The following is a 23,329-nucleotide window of genomic DNA, read 5'->3' as shown; positions in this document are numbered from 1 at the left end:
TGCGGCCAGTAGGCGCATAGGAAGTAATTCCTCCGTTCGGTTCCGGTTCAGGTATTACTTTTGGCCGATTCGCGCAGGCGCCGCAGGTCGTCGGGCACGTCGATGTCGTCGAATGTCGCGCCGAGCGTCAGCGACCAGCCCAGCGCGCGGATGCGCTCGACCGTCGTCGCCGCGACGCTCGCCGTGCTCCATGCGATCCGCGTGAAAAGCCGTGGGTCGAAGCGCGCGAGGCCGAGAAGGACGTAACCGCCGTCGCTGCTCGGATGAAGGATCGCGTCCGCGTCGCGCAGCGCCTGTGCGGCGGCGCGCAGCACGCCGGTGGACATTTGCGGACAATCGGTGCCGATCAGCAGCACCGCTTCGCTGCGCGCGACCGCCCGCGCCGCGGCACGGGACATCCGCGCGCCCAAGTCGCCGTCGCCCTGCGACGTGACCATGACGCCGGGTGGAATCGGCACCCCTTGCCACGCGGGGTCGCGGGCGTCCGGCGCGACGCACAGCTCGACGGGGCCGAGCTTCGCGTCGCACGCCGCGGCGAGGGTAGCGCCGAGCATCCGGGCGGCGAGGCGGGCCGCGCCGTCGGCGCCGAGCGCCGGGATCAGCCGGGTTTTCGCGAGGCCCGGCAGCGGCGCCTTTGCGAAGACGATCACGCGGACGGTGCCGGAAGTCGTCCACTGCGGCCTTGTCTTCGGGTGATCGATGTCGTTCATTGCCTTGCTCAGCGGTAGCGCCGCGCGAGACGTTCGGCCGGCACGCCGCGCCACCATGCAAAGCGCAGCCGCCACATCAAAAAGATCGTCCGCCACCCCCCGCGCGTCTCCCAGCGTCGTCCGGAAGTCAGCACACGCTGGGGCAGGCAGATCGGCCGCGAGACCGCCTTCAGCCGCCGCGACAGCTCGATGTCCTCCATCAGCGGCAGGTCGGGAAACCCGCCGACCGCATCGAACGCGCGCCGGGTCACGAACATCGCCTGGTCGCCGGTCGCGATGCCGGTGAGCCGCGAGCGCAGGTTCATCATCGCAGCGACGACGCGGAGCAGCGGCGAGCGCCCTGCGATGCGCACGTCGAAGCGCCCCCACGCCCGGGTGCCGGCGTCGAGCGCGGCCGCGACGACGCGGTCGGCGAACGCGGGCAGCGCGGTGTCGGCGTGCAGGAACAGCAGCGCGTCGCCGCTCGCGCGGGCGGCGCCGGCGTTCATCTGGCGCGCCCGCCCGGTGCCCGAGTGGATCAGCGTCACGCCCGCGTGCGCCACCAGCGCCGGCGAACCGTCGCGGCTGCCGCCATCGACGACGATGATCTCCGTGCCGCACGCGCGCAGCGGGACGAGGCGCGTGAGCAGCGCCGGCAGGTTCTCCGCCTCGTTCAGCACCGGGACGACGATCGACAGCTTCACGGCCGGCCCCGCCGCCAAGTGTGGAAGCGCTCGACCCACGCGAGCAGCTTCTGCGGCGCGTGCGCGCGCTTCCATTCGCCGGCCGCGTACTTGTTCGCTTCGGCGAGCGTCGGATAGATGTGGATCGTGCCGAGGATCTTGTTCAGCCCGAGCCCGTGCTTCATCGCGAGGACGAATTCGGCGAGGAGATCCGCCGCGTGCTCACCGACGATCGTCGCGCCGAGGATGCGGTCCTTGCCGGGCACGGTCAGCACCTTGACGAAGCCGCGCGCGTCGCCGTCGGCGATCGCGCGGTCGAGGTCGCCGAGGTCGTAGCGCGTGACTTCGTGCGCGACCCCGTGCGCGATTGCTTCGCGCTCGTTAAGGCCGACGCGCGCGACTTCCGGGTCGACGAAGGTCGCCGCCGGCACCGCCGAGTAGTCGACGCGGAATTTCCGCAGCCCGCCGAACAGCGCGTTGACGGTCGCATACCAGGCCATGTGCGCGGCGGTGTGCGTGAACTGGTACGGCCCCGCGACGTCGCCGGCGGCGAAGATGTTCGGGTAGAGCGTCTCGAGGTATTCGTTCGTCGTGACGGTGCGGTCCACCGGGATGCCGAGCGCTTCGAGGCCGTAGCCCGACAGCCGCGCGCTGCGCCCGACGGCGACGAGGAGCATGTCGAACGGGATGCGCCGCTCCGCCCCGTCGTGCGCGACGACGAGCCACTTCGACTCGCCCGTTTCGTCGGCGGCGCCGCGTTCACAACGCCGGGCCGCGTGGCCGGTGAGGACTTCGACGCCGTCGGCGGCGAGCGCCGCCTGCATGAGCGCCGAGATTTCGTCGTCTTCGCGCGCGAGCAGCCGGGGCGCCATTTCGACGATGACGACCTGCGAGCCGAGCCGCGCGAACGCCTGCGCGAGCTCGCAGCCGATGGGCCCGCCGCCGAGGACGACGAGGCGCGTGGGCGACGCGTCGTGCGACGCCAGCGCATCCCACAGCGTGTCGCTCGTCACGTAGCCGACCTCGTCGAGTCCGGGCAGCGGCGGGACGAACGGGCGGGCGCCGGCGGCGATGACGATGCTGCGTGTTGTCAGCCGCGCAGTGCCGCCGTCGTTGAGCGCGACTTCGACGGTCCAGGGATCGACGATGTGCGCGTTCCCGGCGAGGACTTCGACGCCGAGCCCGGCATAGCGCTCGGCGCTGTCGTGCGGCTCGATCGCGCGGATCACGTTGCGCACCCGTTCGATGACGGCGCGAAAGTCGAAGCGCGGTTCGCCGGCGGCGAGGCCGTAGCGGTCGGCGTGGCGGATGCGGTGGGCGAGCTTTGCGCTGCGGATCAGCGCCTTGCTCGGCACGCAGCCCGTGTTGAGGCAGTCGCCGCCCATCTTTTCTGCTTCGACCAGCGTCACTTTCGCCTTCACCGCGGCGGCGATGTAGGCCGAGACGAGGCCGGCGGCGCCGCCGCCGATGACGACGAGGTTGCGGTCGAACGCCTTCGGCCGCAGCCAGCGCGCGAACACGCGACGGCTGCGGATGACCGCGACGAGGCGTCGCGCGATCAGCGGAAAGACGCCGAGCAGCGCGAAGGACAGCAGCAGCGCCGGCGACAGGATGCCCGCCGGGGTGTCGATCGCCGCGAGCCGCGTGCCGGCATTCACATACACGACCGTTCCGGCGAGCATCCCGAGCTGGCTGACCCAGTAGAAGGTCCGTGCGCGGATCGGCGTGATGCCCATCAGCAGGTTGATCAGGAAGAACGGAAACAGCGGCACGAGCCGCAGCGTGAAGAGATAGAACGCGCCGTCGCGCGCGATGCCGTCGTTGATCGCCTTCAGCTTGTCGCCGAAGCGGCGCTGCACGAGGTCGTGCAGCAGGAAGCGCGACACGAGGAACGCGAGTGTGGCGCCGATCGTCGATGCGAACGACACGATTATGGTGCCCGCGACGAGGCCGAACAGCGCGCCGCCGGCGAGCGTCATGATCGTCGCGCCCGGCAGCGACAGCGCGGTGACGACGACATAGATCGCGAAGTAGCCGGCCACGAACGCGAGCGGCGATTGCTCGTAGCGCAGCGCGAAGGCCTGCTGTCCCTGCTTCAGCGCGTCGAAGCTGAGCAGCCGGTCGAGGTCGAACGCGAAGAACGCCGCGACGGCGAGCGCGAGCGCGGCGAGCAGGACGGCCTTCTTCACGACCGCGTTCGGCTCACAGCGCGCCGCCGCAACTGCTGCCCTGGCCCGCGGTGCAGCCGTAGCAATGGTCGGCGACGCGGATCGCGCGCCCTTGGAGATCGTCGCTCAGGAGGTCGTGCAGATGTGGCCGCCCCGCGCCCGGCAGCGCCAGGCCGAGCTGCTGGTTGAAGTCGCAGTCGTACAGATAGCCCTGCCAGTCGACGCTGACGAGGCTGCGACACATCACGTTGTCGAGGTTGCCGGCGGCGAAGTTTTCCTTCAGCAGCCGAATGTAGTCGTTGAACTGTCCCTTCGAGATCAACATGCTGCCGAAGCGCTGGATCGGCATGTTCGCGAGCGTGAACAGGCGGTCGAAGACGATGCCGAACTGCGCACCGAGTTCGCGCTTGTACGCCGCTTCGAGCACGTCCTGCGCGGGGGGCAGCACCGGACCGAGCGGGTTATAGACGAGGTTCAGCACGAGATCGCCGGTGCCGCGCCCGTAGCCGAGCGCGTTGAGACGGCGCAGCGCGGCGATGCTGCGTTCGAACACGCCGTCGCCGCGCTGGCGGTCGACGTTCGCGGCCGAATAGCACGGCAGCGACGCGACGACCTCGACGCGCCCGGCGGCGAGGAATTCGGCGAGATCCTCGTGCCCGGGCTCGGACAGGATCGTCAGGTTGCAGCGGTCGATGACCCGGACGTCGAGCGCGCGCGCCTCGCGCACGAGGCGGCGGAAATCGCCGTGCATTTCCGGCGCGCCACCGGTGATGTCGAGGGTCGCGAGCCCGCGCGCGGCGAGGACTGCCGGGATCAGCGCGACGGTGTCCGCGTCCATCATTTCGGTCCGCTTCGGACCGGCGTTCACGTGGCAATGGACGCAGCTCTGGTTGCAGCGGTAGCCGAGATTGACCTGCAGCGTGTCGAGCGTTCGCCGGCGCAGCGCGGGAAACTCGGTCGCCTGGAGCAGCGGCAGGGTGGCGTGCATGACATTTCTCCGTCGGAGGGCGCGAAGCGCGCCGCTTCCGCATCGTTCGATGGCTCTGTGACTCGGCGTGCCGGCCAACGTGCCGTGAACCCGGGCCGCGGTCTACACTTCGCGCGGGCGGAACGCGGCCGGAACAGACCGGAGGATAACAGCAGCATGGCGGCAATCAGGAGTGCGCGCGGCGGGATCGCCGCGATTCGGCGGGCGAAGGCAAGCGTGATGCTGTCGTTCGCGGCGCTCTCGTTCGCGACGGCCGCGCATCCGGTCGCGGCGGAGCCGGCACAGCCCGCGCCGTTTTCGCTCGTGGCACCGGGCGAGGGCTTCCCCGGCGGGTGGCGTCACCAGACGCTGCCGAAGGTCGAGCGGGCGAATCGCTTCGACCTCGTCCGTGACGACGGCGGCACGGTCCTGCGCGTCCGCTCCGACGCGTCGGCGTCCGCGCTCGCGCACCCGCTCGACGTCGACCCGGCGGGGACGCCGATCCTCGCGTGGCGCTGGAACGTGTCGAATCCCGTCGCCGGCTCCGACTTCACGCGCAAGGACGGCGACGACTACGCCGGGCGCGTGTATGTGCTGTTCGACTTTCCCGTCGAGCGCCTCTCAGTCGCCGACCGCTTGAAGATGACGCTCGCGCGTGCCGCGTACGGGACTGAACTTCCGACCGCCGCGATCGCCTACGTGTGGGGTGCGGCGCAGCCCGCCGGGGCGACCGGGCCGAACCCCTATACCGACCGCGTGCGCATGGTCGTCGTCGACAGCGGGCCGCGGCGTGCCGGCGAATGGATCGAGGTGCGCCGCGACGTGGCGGCGGATTTTCGCGCCGCGTTCGGCGAAGCGCCGCCGCGCATCATCGGCATCGCGGTGAGCGCGGACACCGACAACACCGGCGAAGGGGTCACGGCGCTGTTCGGCGACCTGCGGTTCTCGCCGCGCGAATGAAGCGGCTGGTGCTGCTGGGCGGCGGCCACGCCCATCTTTTCGTCCTCGAGCGTTTTGCGCGCCAGCGGCTGGCCGCGGTCGAGGTGATCCTCGTCTCGCCGTCCGACGCTCAGGTCTATTCGGGGATGTTGCCGGGATGGATCGCGGGCGCGTATCGGCTCGAAGCGTGTTCGATCCCGCTCGCCGGCCTCGCCGGACGCGCGGGCGCGCGTCTCGTGCGGCAGGCCTGCGTGCGGCTCGACGCGGCGGCGCGGACCGTCGAAACGGCGGACGGGCGGAGAATCGAATACGACCGGCTGTCGATCGACGCCGGCGCGGCGACCGCGATTCACGCGATTCCCGGTGCGGCGACGTTTGCGACGCCCGTGCGACCGCTCGACGGCTTCATCGGTGCGATCGAGCGCGTCTTCGCCGACGCCGCGGCGGGGCGCGAATGCGATGCGCTCGTCGTCGGCGGCGGCGCGGCCGGCGTCGAAATCGCGTTCGCGCTCCAGGCGAGACTTGCCGTGATCGGACGTCGCGATGCGCGCGTCGCGGTCGTCGGCACCGCGGCGCGACCGCTCGACGGCCTGCCGCGCATCGTGCAATGGCGGGCCCGCAGGCTGATGCGCGACCGCGGCATCGAGTGGCACGGTGGCAGGAGAGTGTGCGCGATCACCGCGGACGGCGCGCTGCTCGACGACGGGTCGGGCCTCGGCGCGCGCCACGTGTTTCTTGCGACCGGCGCGGCCGCGCATCCGTGGATCGCCGCTTCCGGGCTCGCGACCGACCGCGAAGGCTACGCGCGGGTCGACGCGACGCTGCGTTCGGTTTCCCATCCGCAAGTTTTCGCGGCCGGTGATTGCGCGGCCTATGCGACGCCACGGCCGAAATCCGGCGTGTTTGCGGTCCGCGCGGGTCCGCCGCTCGCCGAAAACCTGCTGCGCTCGCTCGCCGGCGAGCCGCTCCGCGCTTGGCGGCCGCAGCGCCGCGCGCTCTATCTCGTCAGCACCGGGACCGGTGCAGCGCTCGGCGCCCGCGGTGTCGTCGGCTGGTGGGGGGCGTGGGTATGGCGCTGGAAGGACCGCATCGACCGGCGCTTCGTCGAACGCTTCCGTGCGAGCGGGGACGGCTCGACCCGCTGACCGCTCCCGTTCCCCCGAAACCGCCAGTCCAGGCGGCCGGCGACCCGGACGCCCGCCGCCGAGTGTGACTTACGTTGCGCGTCGGGCGCGAAATCCGCGGCCGACCCGCCGGTTGCGCAAGCCGCTCGGGCATAATTCGACCCGTAAGAAAATGTAATGGATGCCCGCGGGAGCGGGCTGCAGGAGTGGTAATGAACCTGAATCGCAAGGTCACCTTGCTCTTCGGCGGAGTCTCGCTCGGAACGCTGGTTATGCTGATCGTCATCAGCCTCTACGCTTTCCGCAGCTACTCGATCGCGTCCTCGACCGCGCACGTCCGTACCGCCGCCGAGATGGTCCGTGTCCATCTGACCGAGGCGATGATCCACGGCATCATCGACAAGCGCGAGCAATTCCTCGACCGCCTGATGGAAGTCCAGGGGCTCCGTTCGGCCCGCGTCGTCCGCTCGTCGCACGTCAACGACCAGTTCGGTAACGGCATGTCGCGCGAGATGCAGGCCGACGAGACGGAAAAACTCGTGCTCGCCGACGGAAAGGCGCGCTACAACCTCGACGACATCGACGGCGAATCGGTCTTTCGCGGCACGATTCCGTTCGCCGCGTCGGCGCGCGGCACGCCGAACTGCCTGCAGTGCCACAATGTCGGCGAAGGCGACGTGCTCGGCGCGGTCACGATCGAGCTGTCGCTGGCCGAACTCAAGCGCAAGGCGCTCGCGACCGTCTTCATGATCATCGTCACCGTCGCGGTGTTCTCGCTGCTCGCGATACTCGCGGCGCGCCGCCTGATCCTGCCGGTCGGCGCGACGGCGCGGGCGGTCGAGCGGGCCGTCGAGCGGGCGCTGAAGGGCGACTTCCGCGGACGGGTCGAGCAGCGCACCGACGACGAGGTCGGCGAGATCGCGAATCACACGAACGACCTGCTGACCTTCCTCGACGAGGGGCTCGGCCGGATCAGCCAGCGCGTCGTGCAGCTGACCGGGCGCACCGTCAGTCACGACGAGAACCAGCTCGAAGTCGCGATCGACATGGTCAACGGCCTCGCCGACGCGGCGGGCTTCAAGCAGGCGATCGAGGAGGACGAGACCAAGGCGCAGATTTTCGACCGCTTCGGCAAGGTGCTCGTCGAACGCTTCGGCATCGGGGAATTCTCGATTTACGAGACGGACGGGCCGAAGCAGCTCGCGACGGTCAGCGTCAACGGCATGCCGAACGCGGGCTGCCACTGGTGCGATCCGCAGATCCTCGCGCGCAGCGAAATGTGCCGGGCCAAGCGGTCCGGACATGCGGTCGACGGCCTTGCGCAGCCGGGCATCTGCTACGCGTTCCAACCTTCGGCCGACGGCGGCGAAGCGCGCCGGCATTACTGCGTGCCGATCATGCAGTCCGGGACGGTCGGCAACGTCGTGCAGCTCGTCGTGCCGGAGTCGAAAATCGACGAGTTCCAGGAGCAGATGCCGTACGTGCAGGTGTATGTGCGCGAGATGGCCCCGGTGCTGGAGGCGAAGCGGCTGACCGAGACGCTGCGGGAGTCGTCGCTGCGCGACGCGATGACCGGCCTCAACAACCGGCGCTTCCTCGAAGAGTACGTCGATACGCTGATCGCCTCGAACCGGCGGCGCAAAACGACGATCGCGATCCTGATGCTCGATCTCGACTATTTCAAGGTCGTCAACGACAGCTACGGCCACGATGCCGGCGACGCGGTGCTGAAGGCGCTGGCCGCGGTGCTGAAGCACTCGGTGCGCGCGTCCGACATGGTCATCCGCTTCGGCGGCGAGGAATTCCTGATCGTGCTGCAGGAGACCGATGCGGAAGGTGCGATGCGCGTCGGGGAGAACATCCGGGCGGCGGTCGCGGAGATGAAGGTCCAGGCCGGCGGCACGGTGTTGCAGAAGACGATCTCGGTCGGCGTCGCGACGTTCCCGCACGACAGCGACACGTTCTGGCAGACGGTGAAGTTCGCCGACGTCGCGCTCTACCGCGCGAAGGAAGAGGGGCGCAACCGCGTCGTGATGTTCTCCACCGAGATGTGGGAAGGCCACGCCGAGTCGTACTGACGAAATGGGCGGGCGCTGGGCGCCCGCGGCCGATTTTCAGCTCTTCTGCCAGAGTCCGATCAGCGCGTCCCGGTGCGCGGCGAGTTCCGCGAGCGGGACTTCGATCACCGGGCCGCTCAGCGTGTGGCCGGCACAGCTCGCTTTGAGCCCGACGCCGCTGCCGCTGCCTTCGACGCGCAGCGAATCCTGCTTGGGCTGCAGCCGGCTCTGCCGGTCGCGCTCGGCGAGCAGCACGCTGCCGTTCGTGAGGTTCAGCCGGCCCTGCAACTGCGCGTCCTTGCCCGATGACAGGCGCGCGTGCACGACGCACGGAATCATCCGGAACTCACCGGCGAGCGCCAGCGCATGCCGGCGCAGCACGCGCGCGCGTTCGCCTTCGATCGCCGGGAGCTTGCCGCTCGTGCGGCGCGCGAGCTGGAGGAGTTCGTCGTCGGTGAGGTGCGGACCCGCGGCGACGTACTCCGCGCGAGGAATCGTCGCCGCGGCGGTGGTCGCGACGTCCAGATGATGACGATGCGACAGCACCGTCACGCCCGCCTTGCCGAGTTGCTTCGCGGTGATGGTCGGCATTCCCTGCAACACCATCGCGCCGAGAAGGTCGTGCATCGCCTGGCACAGGTTCTCGTGGCCGAGTTCGAGTAGGTCGTTCGCTGCGGATAGTTCGAACTCGAACGCGACGCTGAGCTTCAGGTTGGGTCGGGACATCGGGGGCGGGGGAGGGCGAGGCCGGGTTGGTGCCGCGAATGAGCGGCTGTACCGCCCGCCGCCGATGCGGCAGGCGGAGGCGGCTGCGGTTTCAGCGAACGACCTGGGTCAGATCGCCGTTCTTGTAGCGCGCGGCGACCTTTTCGAGCGACACCGGCTTGATCCGGCTCGCCTGGCCCGCGCAGCCGAAGGCTTCGAAGCGCGCCTTGCAGACGAGCTTCGCGGCTTCGCGGGCGGGCTTGAGGAATTCGCGCGGGTCGAACTTCGACGGGTTCTCGACCATGAATTTGCGCACGGCGCCGGTCATCGCGAGGCGGATGTCGGTGTCGATATTGATCTTGCGCACGCCGAACCTGATCGCGGTCTGGATTTCCTCGACCGGCACGCCGTAGGTTTCCTTCATGTCGCCGCCGTACTGGCGGATGATCGCGAGGAGTTCCTGCGGCACGCTCGACGAGCCGTGCATGACGAGGTGGGTGTTGGGGATGCGCGCGTGAATCGCCTTCACGCGCTCGATCGCGAGGATGTCGCCGGTCGGCTTGCGCGTGAACTTGTACGCGCCGTGGCTCGTGCCAATCGCGATCGCGAGCGCGTCGCAGTCGGTCTGCTTGACGAAGTCGGCCGCCTGGTCCGGGTCGGTCAGCAGCATCGAGTGGTCGAGCGTGCCTTCGGCGCCGACGCCGTCCTCCTCGCCGGCCTGGCCGGTCTCGAGCGAGCCGAGGCAGCCGAGCTCGGCTTCGACGGTGACGCCGATCGCATGCGAGAACTTCACGACTTCGCGCGTAACCGCGACGTTGTAGTCGTACGACGACGGCGTCTTGCCGTCTTCCCTCAGCGAGCCGTCCATCATCACGCTCGAAAAGCCCGAGCGGATCGCGCCCATGCACACCGCCGGCGACTGGCCGTGGTCCTGGTGCATGACGACCGGGATCTGCGGATAGGCTTCGATCGCGGCGTCGATCAGGTGGCGCAGGAAGGCTTCGCCGGCGTATTTCCGCGCGCCGGCCGAAGCCTGCATGATCACGGGACTGTCGGCTTCGGCGGCCGCTTCCATGATCGCCTGGACCTGTTCGAGGTTATTGACGTTGAACGCAGGCAGGCCGTAGCCGTTTTCGGCAGCGTGATCGAGCAGCTGGCGCATGGAAACGAGGGGCATGTTACTTCTCCGGTTGGGTCGCCGGCATAGCGGGCGTGCGACGTGGCAAATTGGCTCGCATTCTAGCGCCAGTTGCACCGCGCGGGTGGGAGCGGCCGGCGGGCGTCGCGGACCGGAAGCGATCCGCGACGCCGGGCGCTCGCCGGATATCGACGGCAATCGGCGCGCCGCGCGGGCGCCCGCCGGTGACCGATCAGTGCGCCGCGCCGTCCGGCCGCGGATGGTCGCCGACGCGGACGATCTTCAGGGTGTTCGTGCCGCCCGACGCGCCGATCGGCTCGCCGATCGTCAGCACGATGAGGTCGCCGCGTTCGACGACGCCCTGATCGAGCAGGATCTGCTCGGCCTCCCACAGCAGCACGTCGCGGTCCTGGTGCGACTGTGACATCAGCAGCGGGAACACTTCGCGGTACAGCGTCATCTGGTTGCGCGCGGTGGGCTCCGGCGTCAGCGCGTAGATCGGCACGCCGCTGTTCAGGCGGCTCATCCACAGCGCGGTCGAGCCCGTCTGCGTCAGCGACGCGATCGCCTTGACCTTCAGGTGCCACGCGGTCCAGATCGCGGCCATCGCGATCGACTGGTCGATGCGCGTGAAGACGCGGTTCAGCACGTCGCGGTCGAGCGTGACGTCGGACGACTTCTCGGCCTCGAGGCAGACCCGGCTCATCGCCTCGACGACTTCGACCGGAAACGTGCCCGACGCGGTCTCGGCCGACAGCATCACCGCGTCGGTGCCGTCGAGCACCGCGTTCGCGACGTCCGAGACTTCGGCCCGCGTCGGCACCGGGCTCGTGATCATCGACTCCATCATCTGCGTCGCGGTGATCGTCAGCTTGTTGCGGTCGCGCGCGGCGCGGATCATCTTCTTCTGCAGCGCGGGGACTGCGGCGTCGCCGACTTCGACCGCGAGGTCGCCGCGCGCGACCATGATGCCGTCGGAGGCGTCGAGGATTTCGTCGAGGTTCGCGACGGCCTCGGTGCGCTCGATCTTCGCGATCAGCAGGGCCTCGACGCCGGATGCGCGCATCAGCTGGCGCGCCATGTACATGTCGGCCGCGCTCTTCGGGAACGACACCGCGACGAAATCGACGCCGATCCGCGCTGCCGTCTTGATGTCGTCCATGTCCTTCGCCGTCAGGGCGGGGGCGGTGAGACCGCCGCCCTGGCGGTTGATGCCCTTGTTGTTCGACAGCGTCCCGCCGACCTTCACGACGGTGTGGATCTCGTGGTTGAGCACGCGCACGACCGACAGCTTCAGGCGGCCGTCGTCGAGCAGCAGCACGTCGCCGGCCTTGACGTCCTTCGGCAGGTCCCTGTAGTCGAGCCCGACTCGTTCGGCATCGCCGAGCTCGCAGCGCGCGTCGAGGATGAACGGCGCATCGCGATGCAGCTCGACGCGGCCGTCGGCGAACTTGCCGACGCGGATCTTCGGCCCCTGCAGATCCGCCAGAATCCCGACCGGCCGGCCCGCGAGGGCGGCTGCCTCGCGGACGGCCGCGGCCCGCGCGACGTGGTCCTCCGCCGTGCCGTGCGAAAAATTCATCCGCACGACGTCGATGCCGGCATGCACCATCCGCTCGAGCACCTGCGGGTCGGATGATGCGGGGCCGAGGGTGGCGACGATCTTCGTATGGCGCGGCATGAGCTTTTCCGTGAGGGTTTGGCGGAGGCGGATCAATCGGCGAAACGCGCTTCGAGCGCGGCGATCGCCGGCAGCTTCTTGCCCTCGAGGAATTCGAGGAACGCGCCGCCGCCGGTCGAAATGTAGCCGATGTCCTCCGCGATGTGGAATTTCGCGATCGCCGCCAGCGTGTCCCCGCCGCCGGCGATGCAGAAGGCTTCCGAATGCGCGATCGCGGAGGCCATCATCTTCGTGCCCCCGGCGAACTGGTTGTGCTCGAACACGCCGACCGGCCCGTTCCAGACGATCGTGCCGGCGTGCGCGATGATCTCGGCGAGCTTTGCCGAGCTCTTCGGTCCGACGTCGAGGATGCGGTCCTCGGGGCCGACGTCCTCGACCGGAATGCGGTTCGCGCGCGCGAGGGCCGAGACTTCGTCGGCGACGACGACGTCGACCGGCAGCGGCACTTCGGCGCCGCGCGCCTTCATCATGTCCATGATCGCCTGCGCTTCCTTGACGAGCTCGGGTTCGGCGAGGGATTCGCCGATGCGCTTGCCGGACGCGAGCAGGAAGGTGTTCGCGATGCCGCCGCCGACGATGAGTTGGTCGACCTTCTCGGCGAGCGTCTTCAGGATCGTTAGCTTCGTCGACACCTTCGCGCCGCCGACGATCGCGACGAGCGGGCGCGCCGGGTTCTCGGTCGCCTTCGTCAGCGCGTCGATTTCGGCGCCCATCAGCATCCCGGCGCACGCGACCGGCGCGTAGCGCGCGATGCCGTGGGTCGTCGCCTCGGCACGGTGGGCGGTGCCGAACGCATCGTTGACGTAGACGTCGCACAGCGTGGCCATCTTCTTCGCGAGCTCTTCGTTGTCCTTCTTCTCGCCCTTGTTGCAGCGGCAGTTCTCGAGCAGCACGACTTCCCCGGGCTTCACGTCGAAGCCGCCCTCGACCCAGTCGCGGATCAGCCGCACCGGCTTGCCGAGCAGGTCGCCCAGGCGCACCGCGATCGGCGCGAGCGTATCTTCGGCGCGCACTTCGCCTTCGGTAGGGCGCCCCAGGTGCGAGGTCACCATCACCGCGGCGCCGCGCTCGATGCAGTAGCGGATCGACGGCAGCGACGCGCGGATGCGCGTGTCTTCGACGATGTTGCCGGCGTCGTCCTGCGGCACGTTGAGGTCGGCGCGAATGAAGACGCGCTTGCCGGCGACGTCGAGGTCAGCGAGTTTCTTGACTTGCATGGAGAGTTCTTCCGGACGAAAAAAACGCCCTGCGGGGCAGGGCGTCGGGATTGTTTCGAATTACTTGGCGAGATGCAGCGCGCGTGCCGCGTCGAGCATGCGGCAGGAATAACCCCACTCGTTGTCGTACCACGCGAGCACCTTGACGAGGTTGCCGTCCATCACGCGGGTCTGCGTCGCGTCGAACACCGACGAATGCGAATCGTGATTGAAGTCCATCGACACGAGCGGCTCCTCGTTGACCGCGAGAATGCCCTTCAGCGCGCCTTTCGCGGCTTCCTTCATCAGCGCGTTGATCTCGTCCTTCGACGTCGCGCGGCTCGCGTTGAACGTGAGGTCGACGAGCGACACGTTCATCGTCGGCACGCGCAGCGCGAAGCCGTCGAACTTGCCCTTCAGCGCCGGCAGCACGAGGCCGACGGCTTTCGCCGCGCCGGTCTTCGTCGGGATGATGTTCTGCGCCGCGGCGCGCGCGCGGCGCAAGTCCTTGTGGCGCACGTCGACCAGCACCTGGTCGTTGGTGTAGGCGTGCACCGTCGTCATCAGGCCCTTCTCGATGCCGATGTTGTCCTGCAGCACCTTCGCGACCGGCGCGAGACAGTTCGTCGTGCACGACGCGTTCGACACGACGGTCATCGCTGCCGTCAGCACGTTGTGGTTCACGCCATAAACGATCGTCGCATCGACGTCGTCGCCGCCCGGCGCCGAGATCAGCACCTTCTTCGCGCCCTGCTTCAGCAGCACTTCGGCCTTCGCCTTCGCGGTGTAGGCGCCGGTGCATTCGAGCAGCACGTCGACGCCGAGGTCGCCCCAATTGACCGCGAGCGGGTCCTTCGTCGAGAAGAACGGGATGCGGTCGCCGTCGACGATCATCACGTTGTCGCCTTCGGTCTCGACCGGGAAGCCGAAACGGCCGTGTGTCGTGTCGTACTTCGTCAGGTGGGCGTTGGTCGCGAGGTCGCCGGACGCGTTGATCGCGACGATCTCGAACTGGTCGCGCAGGCCCAGTTCGTACACTGCGCGGAGCGTGCAGCGACCGATGCGGCCGTATCCGTTGATGGCGACTTTGATGGTCATCGAAGAATCTCCCTCGAGGAAGGTGAAGTAAGCGTTGGACGGGCGATTAGAGAAGGACGGAGCGTACGGCGCGGACGACGGCGTCGGCGGTGATGTCGAAATGCTTGAAGAGGTCGGTCGCGGGAGCGGATTCCCCGAAGGTGTCGATGCCGACGACCGCGCCGTCGAGGCCGACGTACTTGTGCCACAGCCCGGTCACGCCGGCTTCGACCGCGACGCGCGGGATGCCGTGCGGCAGGACGTCGGCCTTGTATGCGGATTCCTGGCGGTCGAACACGTTCGTCGAGGGCATCGACACGACGCGCACCGCGACGCCGGCTTCGGCGAGCGTCTGCTGCGCGCTCATCGCGAGGCCGACTTCGGAACCGGTCGCAATGATGACGGCCTGGGGCGCGCCGTTCGCGGCATCCGACAGCACGTAGCCGCCGCGACGGATCGCTTCGACCTGCTCGGGTGTGCGCGCCTGGAACGGCAGGTTCTGGCGCGAGAACAGCAGCGACGACGGGCCGTCGCGGCGCTCGATCGCGTGCGCCCACGACACGGCGGACTCGACGGTGTCGCACGGCCGCCACACGTCCATGTTCGGAATCAGGCGCAGCGTCGCAGTCTGCTCGACCGGCTGGTGCGTCGGGCCGTCCTCGCCGAGACCGATCGAATCGTGCGTGAACACGAAGAGCTGCCGGATCTTCATCAGCGCGGCCATGCGCAAGGCGTTCCTCGCGTACTCGCTGAACATCAGGAAGGTCGCGGTGTAGGGGATCAGGCCGCCGTGCAGGCTGAGCCCGTTCGCGATCGCCGCCATGCCGAACTCGCGCACGCCGTAGTAAATGTAGTTGCCGCCGGTTTCCTTCGACACGCCCTTCGAGCCGGACCACAGCGTGAGGTTCGAGCCGGCGAGGTCGGCCGAGCCGCCGATGAGTTCGGGCAGCGCGGGCGCGAAGGCTTCGATGCTGTTCTGGCTCGCCTTGCGAGTCGCGATCGTCTCGGCCTTGGCAATGACCTTCGCGAGCACCGACTCGACGTGCTGCGACCAGTTCGCCGGCAGTTCGCCGTCCGTGCGGCGGCGGAATTCGGCCGCGGCGTCGGGGAACGCGGCCGCATACGCGGCGAACTTCGCGTTCCAGTCGGCTTCGTGCTGCGCGCCGGCCTCGCGCGCATCCCACTCGGCGTAAACGTCCGCGGGAACCTCGAACGGCGCGTGCGTCCAGCCCATCTGCTGGCGCGTCGCGGCGATTTCGGCGGCGCCGAGCGGTGCGCCGTGGCAGTCGTGGCAACCCTGCTTGGTCGGCGCGCCGGCGCCGATGATCGTCTTGCAGCAGATCAGCGTCGGGCGGCCGGTCTCGGCTTTCGCGGCACGGATCGCGGCGTCGATCTCGGCTGACACGTGACCCTGCACGTCGCGCACGACGTGCCAGCCGTAGGCTTCGAAGCGCTTCGGGGTGTCGTCGGTGAACCAGCCCGCGACTTCGCCGTCGATCGAGATGTTGTTGTCGTCGTAGAACGCAATCAGCTTGCCGAGACCGAGCGTGCCGGCGAGCGAGCAGACTTCGTGCGAGATGCCTTCCATCAGGCACCCGTCGCCGAGGAAGACGTAAGTGTGGTGGTCGACGATGTCGTGGCCGGGGCGGTTGAACTCCGCGGCGAGCACTTTTTCGGCGATCGCCATGCCAACCGCGTTGCTGATGCCCTGGCCGAGCGGGCCGGTCGTCGTCTCGACGCCCGCCGTGTAGCCGTATTCCGGGTGGCCCGGCGTCTGGCTGTGCAGTTGGCGGAAGCGCTTGAGCTCGTCGATCGGCAGGTCGTAGCCGGTCAGATGCAGCAGCGCGTAGATCAGCATCGAGCCGTGGCCGTTCGACAGCACGAAGCGGTCGCGGTCGGCCCATTTCGGGTTTGCGGGGTTGTGGCGCAGGTGGTGGCGCCACAGCACTTCGGCGATCTCGGCCATGCCCATCGGCGCGCCGGGGTGGCCCGAGTTCGCGTGCTGGACCGCGTCCATCGCGAGGGCGCGAATCGCGCCAGTTACCGGGTTGAAGACCGGGGGAGTGACGTTGCGCGGATTCGGCACGGCGACTGGCTGCATGGCTTTCTCTTGCCCGAAGGGCCTGGAAAAAGCGGAATTATCGCCGAAAACGAGGGGGCTTGGGTAGCGCGTGCTACAGCGCAAAAGAGGTAAGTGTCTGGTGGGGCGGAGTTATTACCGGCGGGGTAGAGCCGTGAGAACGCGTCAGACCCACTGTCGCCGCCGTTCCATCAGCTTCCAGATCAACGGGGTCAGGATCAGCTGCATTGCGAGGTCCATCTTGCCGCCCGGAATCACGATCGAGTTCGCGCGCGACATCGACGAGTCGTGGATCATCCGCAGCAGGTAGGGGAAGTCGACGCCGCGCGGGTCCTTGAAGCGGATCACGACCATCGATTCGTCGAGCGTCGGCACTTCGCGCGCGATGAACGGATTCGACGTGTCGACGACCGGAATGCGCTGGAAGTTGATGTGGGTGCGCGAGAACTGCGGAACGATGTAATGCACGTAGTCGTACATGCGGCGCAGGATCGTGTCCTGCACGGCTTCCATCGAGTAGCCGCGGATCTTGGTGTCGCGGTGCAGCTTCTGGATCCATTCCAGGTTGATCGTGGGCGCGACGCCGATCAGGAGGTCGACGTGGCGCGACACGTCGACCTTGTCGGTGACGACCGCGCCGTGAAGGCCTTCGTAGAACAGGCAGTCGGTGCCGACCGGCAGGTCTTCCCACTCGGTGAAGGTGCCGACCGGAAGGCCGAGCCGGGCGGAGTGTTCCTCGTTGTGGATGTAGTTGCGGAACCGTCCGGTCGCCGATTCGCCGTACGCCCGGAACAGGCTTTCGAGTTCCTCGAACAGGTTCGCTTCCGGGCCGAAGTGGCTGATGCCGCGCTGTCCGCCGCGCTCGGCGTCCTCGATCAGGCGTTTCATTTCGCTGCGCGTGTAGCGATGGAAGCTGTCGCCTTCGACGATCGCGGCATTGACGTGTTCGCGATGGAAAATCGCCGCGAAAGTGTCTTTCACCGTGCTGGTTCCCGCCCCCGAGGAGCCGGTCACAGCGATGATCGGATGTTTCATGGACATGACAGGTTCCGGAAAAGGGCAGTTGGAGGAAACGAAGGAATGATCAGGAAACGCCCGATTCGGTCGTGTCCGTTGCGTACATGCGGCGCGACGCGACGACGAGGACGTGTACCTCTTCAAAGGACAGTTCCGGATAACGGTCGCGGATCACGCGGTATGCGAGATGATCGAGGGTCGAATTACCCCAGCGGTTTTCCTTCGCGAAGAATGGCGCGATCAGCGCGCTCGCTTCCGCGAAAATCTCGCGGACATGGTCGTATCTGCGCCGCTCGGAAGTCGCAGGGGCGGGTGGCGCGGGCGAAAGCATCGGGATCTCGGGTGCTGCTGGCAGTCGAAAATGATAGCGTGAATCGGGCGCCGCGGCTCGGCGGTCAGGAGTGGACGGTCACCCAGTTGCGCCATTCGGTGAACAGGGTCGGATTGGCCGCGGCGATGACGCCCCGCTTGACCGCGGGGCCGGCCATCAGCGAGCCGCCGTCGAGCGCCGCGGCTTCGCCGCCGGCTTCGGACAGGATCAGGCGTCCGGCGGCGTAATCCCATAGCATCTGTCCGCCATGCAGGTAGACGTCGAGGCGCCCGGCGGCGACGAAGCACCACTCGAGCGCGCTCGAGCCGAAGTTGCGCTGCGAGAAGTACGGCGGACGGACCGCGAGCTCGTCGCCGAGGTGACGGCTGACGCGCTTGAAATCGACGCCGGCGACCGCGTCGAGCAGACGCGGGGCGGCCGGACGCAGCGGAAGTTCGACGCCGTTGAGGAAGGCGCCCGCGCCTTTCGCCGCGTAGAACGACTCGTCGGTGACCGGGTTGTAGACGACGCCGAACTGCGTCTCCTGCTCGACGAGATAGGCGATCGACACCGCGAAGAACGGGATGCCGTTGGCGAAATTCGTCGTGCCGTCGATCGGGTCGATGCACCACATTCCGCTGCGGCCGGCGCTCCACAGTCGCGCCTGTTCCGGGCCGGTCATTTCCTCGCCGAGCACCGGCCCGGGCATCAGTTCCGGCAGCGCCTGCGCGAAACGGTGCTGCGATTCGAGGTCGGCCTCGGTAAACAGCGAGCCGTCAGCCTTGCGGTTGCGCGCGGTCTTGAGGTAACGCGGCAGGATAACGTCACGCGCAATTTCGCGCACCAGCGATTCGAGCGCGTGCACCGAGGCGAGACGTTGTGCGCCGGTATGCACTAGCTGTCCTTCCACTTGATCGAACAGCCGATGCTCGGCGTCTGCACGCGCGGGCCTTCCCCGGTGCGCGCGACCTGCAGCATCGCGTCGAAGAGTTCGCGCGCGGCGTCGGGCGCCGCCGGGCCGCGCCCCGACGGGTCGAGACGGCCGCGATATTGCAGCTCGAGCCTGGCGTTGAAGCCGAAAAAATCCGGCGTGCAGACGGCGCCGTAGGCCTTCGCGACGGCCTGCGTCTCGTCCATCACGTACGGAAACGGAAACGCGAGTTCGCGCGCCACGCGCTCCATGTTCGGCCACGAGTCCTCCGGGTAGTCGGAGGGATCGTTCGACATGATCGCGATGCTGCCGATTCCGTGCGGCTCGAGCTCGCGGGCGTCGCGGATGATCCGGTCGATGACCGCCTTGACGTAAGGGCAGTGGTTGCAGATGAACATCACGAGCAGGCCGTTCGGCCCGCGCGCCGACGCGAGGCTGTGACGTCGGCCGTCAACGCCGGGAAGATCGAAATCCGGGCCGTGCCATCCGAAGTCGCACACCGGGGTGGTCATCGCGGCCATTCGGGCGCTCCCGTGAAACAAGTTTTTCTATAATAGCACGATGATTTCGCGCTTCTTTTTCCCCCAGCCCTTGCCTGCCGAGGGCGAAATTCCCCTTCCCGACGCGCTCGCGCACCACGCGTTCCGGGTGCTCCGGCTGCGCGACGGCGCCGCCGCCGTGCTGTTCGATGGCAGCGGCGATGAAGTCTCGGTCCGCCTGATGTCGCGCGGAAAGGGCGGCGTCGCGCTGCTGGCGGAGCGCCAGGCGGTCGGCCGCGAGTCGCCGCTCGAACTCGTGCTCGTGCAGGCGCTCGCGAGCGGCGAGAAAATGGACTGGATCGTCCAGAAGGCAGTCGAACTCGGCGTGTCGACGATTATCCCGCTGCAGGCCGAGCGCTCGGTCTTGCGCCTCGCGGGCGAGCGCGCGACGAAGCGCGTCGAGCATTGGCGTCAGGTCGCGATCGCGGCGTGCGAGCAGAGCGGCCGGAACCGCGTCCCGGCAATCGAGCCGATCGTCGGCTTGCGCGAATACCTCGCGCGCGGCGGTGACGCGCAGCGGCTCGTTCTGTCCCCGGTCGGCGGCGTGCGGGTCGCGACGCTCCCCCGGCCCGACACTGCGCTTCACCTGCTGATCGGGCCCGAGGGCGGCTGGTCGGACGAGGAGTTCGCCGCCTGTCACCGCGCCGGGTGCGTCGCGATCGGGCTCGGGCCGCGCGTGCTGCGGACCGAAACCGCCGGCCTCGCCGCGGTCGCTGCGCTGCAGACCCTTTGGGGAGATTTCTGACGGCCGAAGAACCGCCTGCACGCGCGCAGCCGTCTTCGACACGTCCCCCCGGTTACAGCGTGCAACCGCCGCAGCTTCGAGGAACTGTCATTCCGCTAGAATAGCGGCAGACAGCGCGCCCGCTCGCGACGGACGCGGCTCAACGACATGGACCGGTGACGGCTTGAACGGCGAAACGACTCAGACCCAGACTCTGGCTTCAAACGAAATGCCCGATACCACCGATCAGTTCGTCGCCTGGGTGCGCGGCGCCGCCCCCTACATCCATGCGTTCCGCGGAAAGACTTTCGTCATCGGCTTCGGCGGCGAGGTCGCGGCCGGCGAACGCGCGCAAAGCCTCGCGTACGACTGCAACCTGCTCGCGGCGCTCGGGATCCGCCTCGTGCTCGTGCACGGCGCGCGGCCGCAGATCGACGCGGAGCTCGCGCGCCGCGGGCTCGAGCCCCGCTATCACAACGGGCTCAGGGTCACCGACGCGGCGGCGCTCGAATGCGTGAAGGCGGCGATGGCCGTGACGCGGATCGAGGTCGAAGCGCTGCTGTCGCAGGGGCTGCCGAACACGCCGATGGCGGGCAGCTACATGCGCGTGACCGGCGGAAATTTCATCACGGCCCGGCCGGTTGGCGTTGTCGACGGCGTCGACTACCAGTACACCGGGGCGGTGCGGAAGATCATCGCCGAGGAGATCAACGCCGATCTCGACCAGCAGAACGTCGTGCTGATCAGCCCGCTCGGCGTGTCGCCGGCCGGCGAGATCTTCAATGTCCCGATGGAGGAGGTCGCCGAAGCGGTCGCGGTCGCGGTGAAGGCGGAGAAGCTGATCTACCTGTGCGACGCCCCGGGACTGCTCGATGCCGAGCAGCGTCTGATCGATTCGGTGACGGCCGACGAGGCCGAGCGCATGTTCGACGCGGGCGAGGGGTTGACCGAGGATCTGCACCTGTATCTGCCGTGTGCGATCCGCGCGGTGCGTCGCGGCGTCGCGCGTGCGCATCTGATCGATCACGACAAGGACGGCGGCCTGCTGCTCGAGTTCTTCACGCACGCGGGCGTCGGGACGATCGTGTCGCGCGACCCGCTGTTTCGCCTGCGCGAGGCGACTGTCGAGGACGTCGGCGCGCTGGTCGCGATGATGTCGCCGATGGAGGCCGACGGGACGTTGGTGCGGCGAGGCCGGGAGTTGCTCGAGCAGGAGATCGGCCGCTTCTCGGTCGTCGAGCACGACGGCGTGCTGGTTGGCTGCGCGGCGCTTTACCCGTTCAGCAACGAGCGCGCGGCCGAACTGGCGTGCCTTGCCGTCACCCCTGAATTCCGCCGCGCCGGGCTAGGCGACCAGCTCCTGCGGCGCATCGAACAACGTGCCCGCGGACAGCGGCTCGAGCGGCTGTTCGTGCTGACGACGCGCACCGCGCACTGGTTCCGGGAGCGCGGTTTCAGCGAGACGGATCCGGAGGCGCTGCCGCGGCAGAAGCGCGAGTTGTACAACTACCAACGCCGCTCCAAGGTCTTCACGAAGCCGCTATGACCGGAACGGGCCCTTTTTCGCCGGCGCACGGTCCGAAAGCGCGGGACCATCGGGTCGCGGCCGTGACGAAGAAGGGCGCCCGTCGCGCAGCTTGGGCGCCGTTCGTCGCGGGCGCGGCCGCGCTCCTGCTTTCGGCGCTGTCGGCCGTTGTCGGCTCGAGTTCGGCCGCCGACGGGAACGTCTTCGCGGTCGCCGCCGTCGTCGTCGCGACCGGTGTGCTGGCGGGTGTCGCCTATCGGCTCGAGTTCGTGCGACGCGACAGGCGCCGGGAGGACGACGAGAGCGTCCTCGGCGCCCGTCTCGATGCTCTTTTCGGCGCGCCGGACGAGGCGTCCCCGGACACGCGCGATCCCTTGTCGCGGCTCGATGCGGTAGGCGACGAATTGCGGCGCTTGCGCGAGATCGCGGAAGGCGTCCACGGCGTCGAAGCCTTGTTTGAAGACGAACGCGTGGCGTGGATCAGCCCGTCGATCGAACGCCTCACGGGGTGGCGGCCGGCCGACTGCGTCGCCGCACCCGACGCGCTCGCGCTGCTCGTGCATGAGTCGGACCGCGCCTACTGCCTGCGGATGGCGCAGCGTGTCGCCGACGGCGCGGCCGGCGAGGACTTCGAGATGCGGTTGGTGCACGACGATGGCAGCATCTGCTGGGTTGCCTGTCACTGGCGTCCGCTCGGGGACTGCAGCGCGAAGCCGCTGCGGCTGAGAATGTCGGCCGAAGACATCCAGGGGCGCAAGGAAACCGAGTATAAGCTGCTCGAAACCGTCACCGAGCTGCGCCGGGCGCAGGCGCTGCGCGAGCGCTACCTGTCGCGCAGCAACGACGAACGCCAGCGTCTGGCGGCGCTGCTGAATGTGATCCGGCTCGGCATTCTGTTCATGGACCGGGATCATCGCGTTCTTTACTACAACCGCGCGATGCTGCGCATCTGGGGGTTCGGGCCGGACGAAAACCTCATCGGTGTGCGCGATGTCGTGATCCAGAATCGCGTCGCCCCGTTGCTTGAACAACCGGAAGCGTATTTCGAGCATATCGAGGGCGTGCTGCACCAGCAGGGGGTCAGCGAGCCTTACGAAATTCACATGCGGGACGGACGCACGGTTACCGATATCTCGGCGGTCGTCGAAGCGGCGCAGGGACGTCGTTGGATCGGCCGCGTGTGGATCTACGAGGACGTCACCGAACAGCGGCAGATCGCGCAGCGGATGGTGGAACTGGCCGAACGCGACCCGCTGACGAACCTGTTCAACCGCCGACGATTCCATGAGGAGCTGGACCGCCTTCTTGCCGATGCCGAGCGTCGGGGCGTGAAAGTCGGGCTGGTCGCGATCGATCTCGACGGGTTCAAGCCGATCAACGACAAGTTCGGCCATCAGGCGGGAGACGAAGTGCTCATCGGTCTGGCTCACGAGGTCGGTGCGGTAATCCGCCGCAACGAAATGTTCTTCCGCCTCGGGGGCGACGAATTCGCCGTCCTGGTGGCCGACACACGAGAGGCGGATCTGCGCGAGCTCGCCCGGCGTCTTCTCGACGTCATCGGGACCCGTCGCTTCGTGTTCGCCGGCGAGACGGTCGGCGTCACCGCGAGCCTCGGGCTCGCGACCTTTCCGTGTCACGCGGATTGCGCCGAGCGGCTCATCGCGGTCGCCGACGAGGCGATGTACTGCTCGAAGAATCGCGGGCGCAATCGCTGGACGCTCGCGGGACAGGACGGCGAATCCGATAGAATGCAACGACTCGAGTCCGATTAACCCGATT

General features: G+C 68.3%; 20 protein-coding genes. 6 read left to right on the top strand and 14 right to left on the bottom strand.

Annotation, left to right across the window (positions count from 1 at the left end):
• Window positions 1-47: 47 nt before the first annotated feature.
• Genes V6M37_RS00320 through arsS form a run of 4 tightly spaced genes read right to left on the bottom strand, consistent with a single transcriptional unit; the run spans window position 48 to window position 4,528 of the window.
• Window positions 48-710, bottom strand: a complete 663-nt coding sequence (locus V6M37_RS00320) for a TIGR04282 family arsenosugar biosynthesis glycosyltransferase (RefSeq protein WP_332669883.1) — start codon at window positions 708-710, stop codon at window positions 48-50.
• A gap of 8 nt (window positions 711-718) precedes the next feature.
• Entirely contained in the window at window positions 719-1,393 is a 675-nt protein-coding gene (locus tag V6M37_RS00315) for a TIGR04283 family arsenosugar biosynthesis glycosyltransferase (protein WP_332669880.1), read from the bottom strand.
• A complete protein-coding gene (locus tag V6M37_RS00310; RefSeq protein WP_332669878.1) occupies window positions 1,390-3,561 on the bottom strand; it encodes an FAD-dependent oxidoreductase in 2,172 nt (723 codons plus the stop codon). Before V6M37_RS00310 ends, V6M37_RS00315 begins: the two co-directional genes overlap by 4 nt.
• A gap of 13 nt (window positions 3,562-3,574) precedes the next feature.
• Entirely contained in the window at window positions 3,575-4,528 is a 954-nt protein-coding gene (gene arsS / locus V6M37_RS00305) for an arsenosugar biosynthesis radical SAM (seleno)protein ArsS (protein ID WP_332669875.1), read from the bottom strand.
• Between the two features lie 156 nt (window positions 4,529-4,684).
• Here arsS and V6M37_RS00300 point away from each other — a divergent pair, with 156 nt between their 5' ends.
• From V6M37_RS00300 to V6M37_RS00290, 3 genes are all read left to right on the top strand, one after another.
• On the top strand, window positions 4,685-5,467 hold the full coding sequence (locus V6M37_RS00300) for a DUF3047 domain-containing protein (RefSeq protein WP_332669873.1): 783 nt from the start codon (window positions 4,685-4,687) through the stop codon (window positions 5,465-5,467).
• On the top strand, window positions 5,464-6,591 hold the full coding sequence (locus tag V6M37_RS00295; protein WP_332669871.1) for an FAD-dependent oxidoreductase: 1,128 nt from the start codon (window positions 5,464-5,466) through the stop codon (window positions 6,589-6,591). The genes V6M37_RS00300 and V6M37_RS00295 overlap by 4 nt, the downstream gene beginning before the upstream one ends.
• 191 nt (window positions 6,592-6,782) lie before the next feature.
• On the top strand, window positions 6,783-8,648 hold the full coding sequence (locus tag V6M37_RS00290) for a diguanylate cyclase (protein WP_332669869.1): 1,866 nt from the start codon (window positions 6,783-6,785) through the stop codon (window positions 8,646-8,648).
• A 36-nt stretch (window positions 8,649-8,684) separates the two neighbouring features.
• Here V6M37_RS00290 and V6M37_RS00285 read toward each other — a convergent pair whose 3' ends face one another.
• The 10 genes from V6M37_RS00285 to V6M37_RS00240 all read right to left on the bottom strand — a co-directional run bounded on the left by V6M37_RS00285 (window position 8,685) and on the right by V6M37_RS00240 (window position 19,283).
• Window positions 8,685-9,353, bottom strand: coding sequence for a hypothetical protein (locus V6M37_RS00285; protein ID WP_332669867.1), 669 nt, complete (start codon window positions 9,351-9,353; stop codon window positions 8,685-8,687).
• A 91-nt stretch (window positions 9,354-9,444) separates the two neighbouring features.
• Entirely contained in the window at window positions 9,445-10,509 is a 1,065-nt protein-coding gene (fba, locus tag V6M37_RS00280; protein ID WP_332669865.1) for a class II fructose-bisphosphate aldolase, read from the bottom strand.
• A 193-nt stretch (window positions 10,510-10,702) separates the two neighbouring features.
• Window positions 10,703-12,151: a pyruvate kinase gene (gene pyk / locus V6M37_RS00275; RefSeq protein ID WP_332669862.1), complete on the bottom strand. Its 1,449-nt coding sequence runs from the start codon at window positions 12,149-12,151 to the stop codon at window positions 10,703-10,705.
• A gap of 32 nt (window positions 12,152-12,183) precedes the next feature.
• Window positions 12,184-13,368, bottom strand: a complete 1,185-nt coding sequence (locus V6M37_RS00270) for a phosphoglycerate kinase (protein WP_332669860.1) — start codon at window positions 13,366-13,368, stop codon at window positions 12,184-12,186.
• A gap of 60 nt (window positions 13,369-13,428) precedes the next feature.
• A complete protein-coding gene (gene gap / locus V6M37_RS00265) occupies window positions 13,429-14,445 on the bottom strand; it encodes a type I glyceraldehyde-3-phosphate dehydrogenase (protein ID WP_332669858.1) in 1,017 nt (338 codons plus the stop codon).
• Window positions 14,446-14,491: 46 nt separating this feature from the next.
• The gene (gene tkt, locus V6M37_RS00260; protein ID WP_442880959.1) at window positions 14,492-16,525 is read right to left on the bottom strand and encodes a transketolase; all 2,034 of its coding nucleotides are present in this window, start codon (window positions 16,523-16,525) and stop codon (window positions 14,492-14,494) included.
• Window positions 16,526-16,669: 144 nt separating this feature from the next.
• Window positions 16,670-17,545 carry a phosphoribulokinase gene (locus V6M37_RS00255; protein WP_332669857.1) on the bottom strand — a complete coding sequence of 292 codons (876 nt, stop codon included), beginning with the start codon at window positions 17,543-17,545 and terminating at the stop codon, window positions 16,670-16,672.
• A 43-nt stretch (window positions 17,546-17,588) separates the two neighbouring features.
• Window positions 17,589-17,852 carry a hypothetical protein gene (locus V6M37_RS00250; RefSeq protein ID WP_332669854.1) on the bottom strand — a complete coding sequence of 88 codons (264 nt, stop codon included), beginning with the start codon at window positions 17,850-17,852 and terminating at the stop codon, window positions 17,589-17,591.
• A 64-nt stretch (window positions 17,853-17,916) separates the two neighbouring features.
• On the bottom strand, window positions 17,917-18,726 hold the full coding sequence (locus tag V6M37_RS00245) for an inositol monophosphatase family protein (protein ID WP_332669909.1): 810 nt from the start codon (window positions 18,724-18,726) through the stop codon (window positions 17,917-17,919).
• Window positions 18,726-19,283, bottom strand: coding sequence for a thioredoxin family protein (locus V6M37_RS00240; protein WP_332669852.1), 558 nt, complete (start codon window positions 19,281-19,283; stop codon window positions 18,726-18,728). The genes V6M37_RS00245 and V6M37_RS00240 overlap by 1 nt, the downstream gene beginning before the upstream one ends.
• Before the next feature lie 40 nt (window positions 19,284-19,323).
• On the opposite strand from V6M37_RS00240, the gene V6M37_RS00235 reads away from it, so the two are divergent.
• The 3 genes from V6M37_RS00235 (at window position 19,324) to V6M37_RS00225 (ending at window position 23,322) form a co-directional block, all read left to right on the top strand.
• The gene (locus tag V6M37_RS00235; RefSeq protein WP_332669851.1) at window positions 19,324-20,046 is read left to right on the top strand and encodes a 16S rRNA (uracil(1498)-N(3))-methyltransferase; all 723 of its coding nucleotides are present in this window, start codon (window positions 19,324-19,326) and stop codon (window positions 20,044-20,046) included.
• A 208-nt stretch (window positions 20,047-20,254) separates the two neighbouring features.
• A complete protein-coding gene (argA, locus tag V6M37_RS00230) occupies window positions 20,255-21,571 on the top strand; it encodes an amino-acid N-acetyltransferase (protein WP_332669849.1) in 1,317 nt (438 codons plus the stop codon).
• Window positions 21,568-23,322 (top strand): sensor domain-containing diguanylate cyclase, encoded by a 1,755-nt coding sequence (locus V6M37_RS00225; RefSeq protein ID WP_332669847.1) that lies wholly within the window; start codon window positions 21,568-21,570, stop codon window positions 23,320-23,322. The genes argA and V6M37_RS00225 overlap by 4 nt, the downstream gene beginning before the upstream one ends.
• The last annotated feature ends 7 nt before the right edge of the window (window positions 23,323-23,329 follow it).

Source organism: Aromatoleum sp., assembly GCF_036675785.1.
Taxonomy (GTDB): domain Bacteria; phylum Pseudomonadota; class Gammaproteobacteria; order Burkholderiales; family Rhodocyclaceae; genus Aromatoleum.
The sequence above is the reverse complement of the archived record's forward strand: the minus strand, read 5'-3'. Positions and strand labels throughout refer to the sequence as shown.

Bases quoted from the DNA above. Each gene is read 5' to 3' on its own strand.
- V6M37_RS00320 (WP_332669883.1), bottom strand. From the start codon at position 710: ATGAACGACATCGATCACCCGAAGACAAGGCCGCAGTGGACGACTTCC.
- arsS (WP_332669875.1), bottom strand. From the start codon at position 4,528: ATGCACGCCACCCTGCCGCTGCTCCAGGCGACCGAGTTTCCCGCGCTG.
- V6M37_RS00300 (WP_332669873.1), top strand. From the start codon at position 4,685: ATGGCGGCAATCAGGAGTGCGCGCGGCGGGATCGCCGCGATTCGGCGG.
- V6M37_RS00295 (WP_332669871.1), top strand. From the start codon at position 5,464: ATGAAGCGGCTGGTGCTGCTGGGCGGCGGCCACGCCCATCTTTTCGTC.
- V6M37_RS00290 (WP_332669869.1), top strand. From the start codon at position 6,783: ATGAACCTGAATCGCAAGGTCACCTTGCTCTTCGGCGGAGTCTCGCTC.
- V6M37_RS00285 (WP_332669867.1), bottom strand. From the start codon at position 9,353: ATGTCCCGACCCAACCTGAAGCTCAGCGTCGCGTTCGAGTTCGAACTA.
- fba (WP_332669865.1), bottom strand. From the start codon at position 10,509: ATGCCCCTCGTTTCCATGCGCCAGCTGCTCGATCACGCTGCCGAAAAC.
- pyk (WP_332669862.1), bottom strand. From the start codon at position 12,151: ATGCCGCGCCATACGAAGATCGTCGCCACCCTCGGCCCCGCATCATCC.
- V6M37_RS00270 (WP_332669860.1), bottom strand. From the start codon at position 13,368: ATGCAAGTCAAGAAACTCGCTGACCTCGACGTCGCCGGCAAGCGCGTC.
- gap (WP_332669858.1), bottom strand. From the start codon at position 14,445: ATGACCATCAAAGTCGCCATCAACGGATACGGCCGCATCGGTCGCTGC.
- tkt (WP_442880959.1), bottom strand. From the start codon at position 16,525: ATGCAGCCAGTCGCCGTGCCGAATCCGCGCAACGTCACTCCCCCGGTC.
- V6M37_RS00255 (WP_332669857.1), bottom strand. From the start codon at position 17,545: ATGTCCATGAAACATCCGATCATCGCTGTGACCGGCTCCTCGGGGGCG.
- V6M37_RS00250 (WP_332669854.1), bottom strand. From the start codon at position 17,852: ATGCTTTCGCCCGCGCCACCCGCCCCTGCGACTTCCGAGCGGCGCAGA.
- V6M37_RS00240 (WP_332669852.1), bottom strand. From the start codon at position 19,283: ATGGCCGCGATGACCACCCCGGTGTGCGACTTCGGATGGCACGGCCCG.
- V6M37_RS00235 (WP_332669851.1), top strand. From the start codon at position 19,324: ATGATTTCGCGCTTCTTTTTCCCCCAGCCCTTGCCTGCCGAGGGCGAA.
- argA (WP_332669849.1), top strand. From the start codon at position 20,255: ATGCCCGATACCACCGATCAGTTCGTCGCCTGGGTGCGCGGCGCCGCC.
- V6M37_RS00225 (WP_332669847.1), top strand. From the start codon at position 21,568: ATGACCGGAACGGGCCCTTTTTCGCCGGCGCACGGTCCGAAAGCGCGG.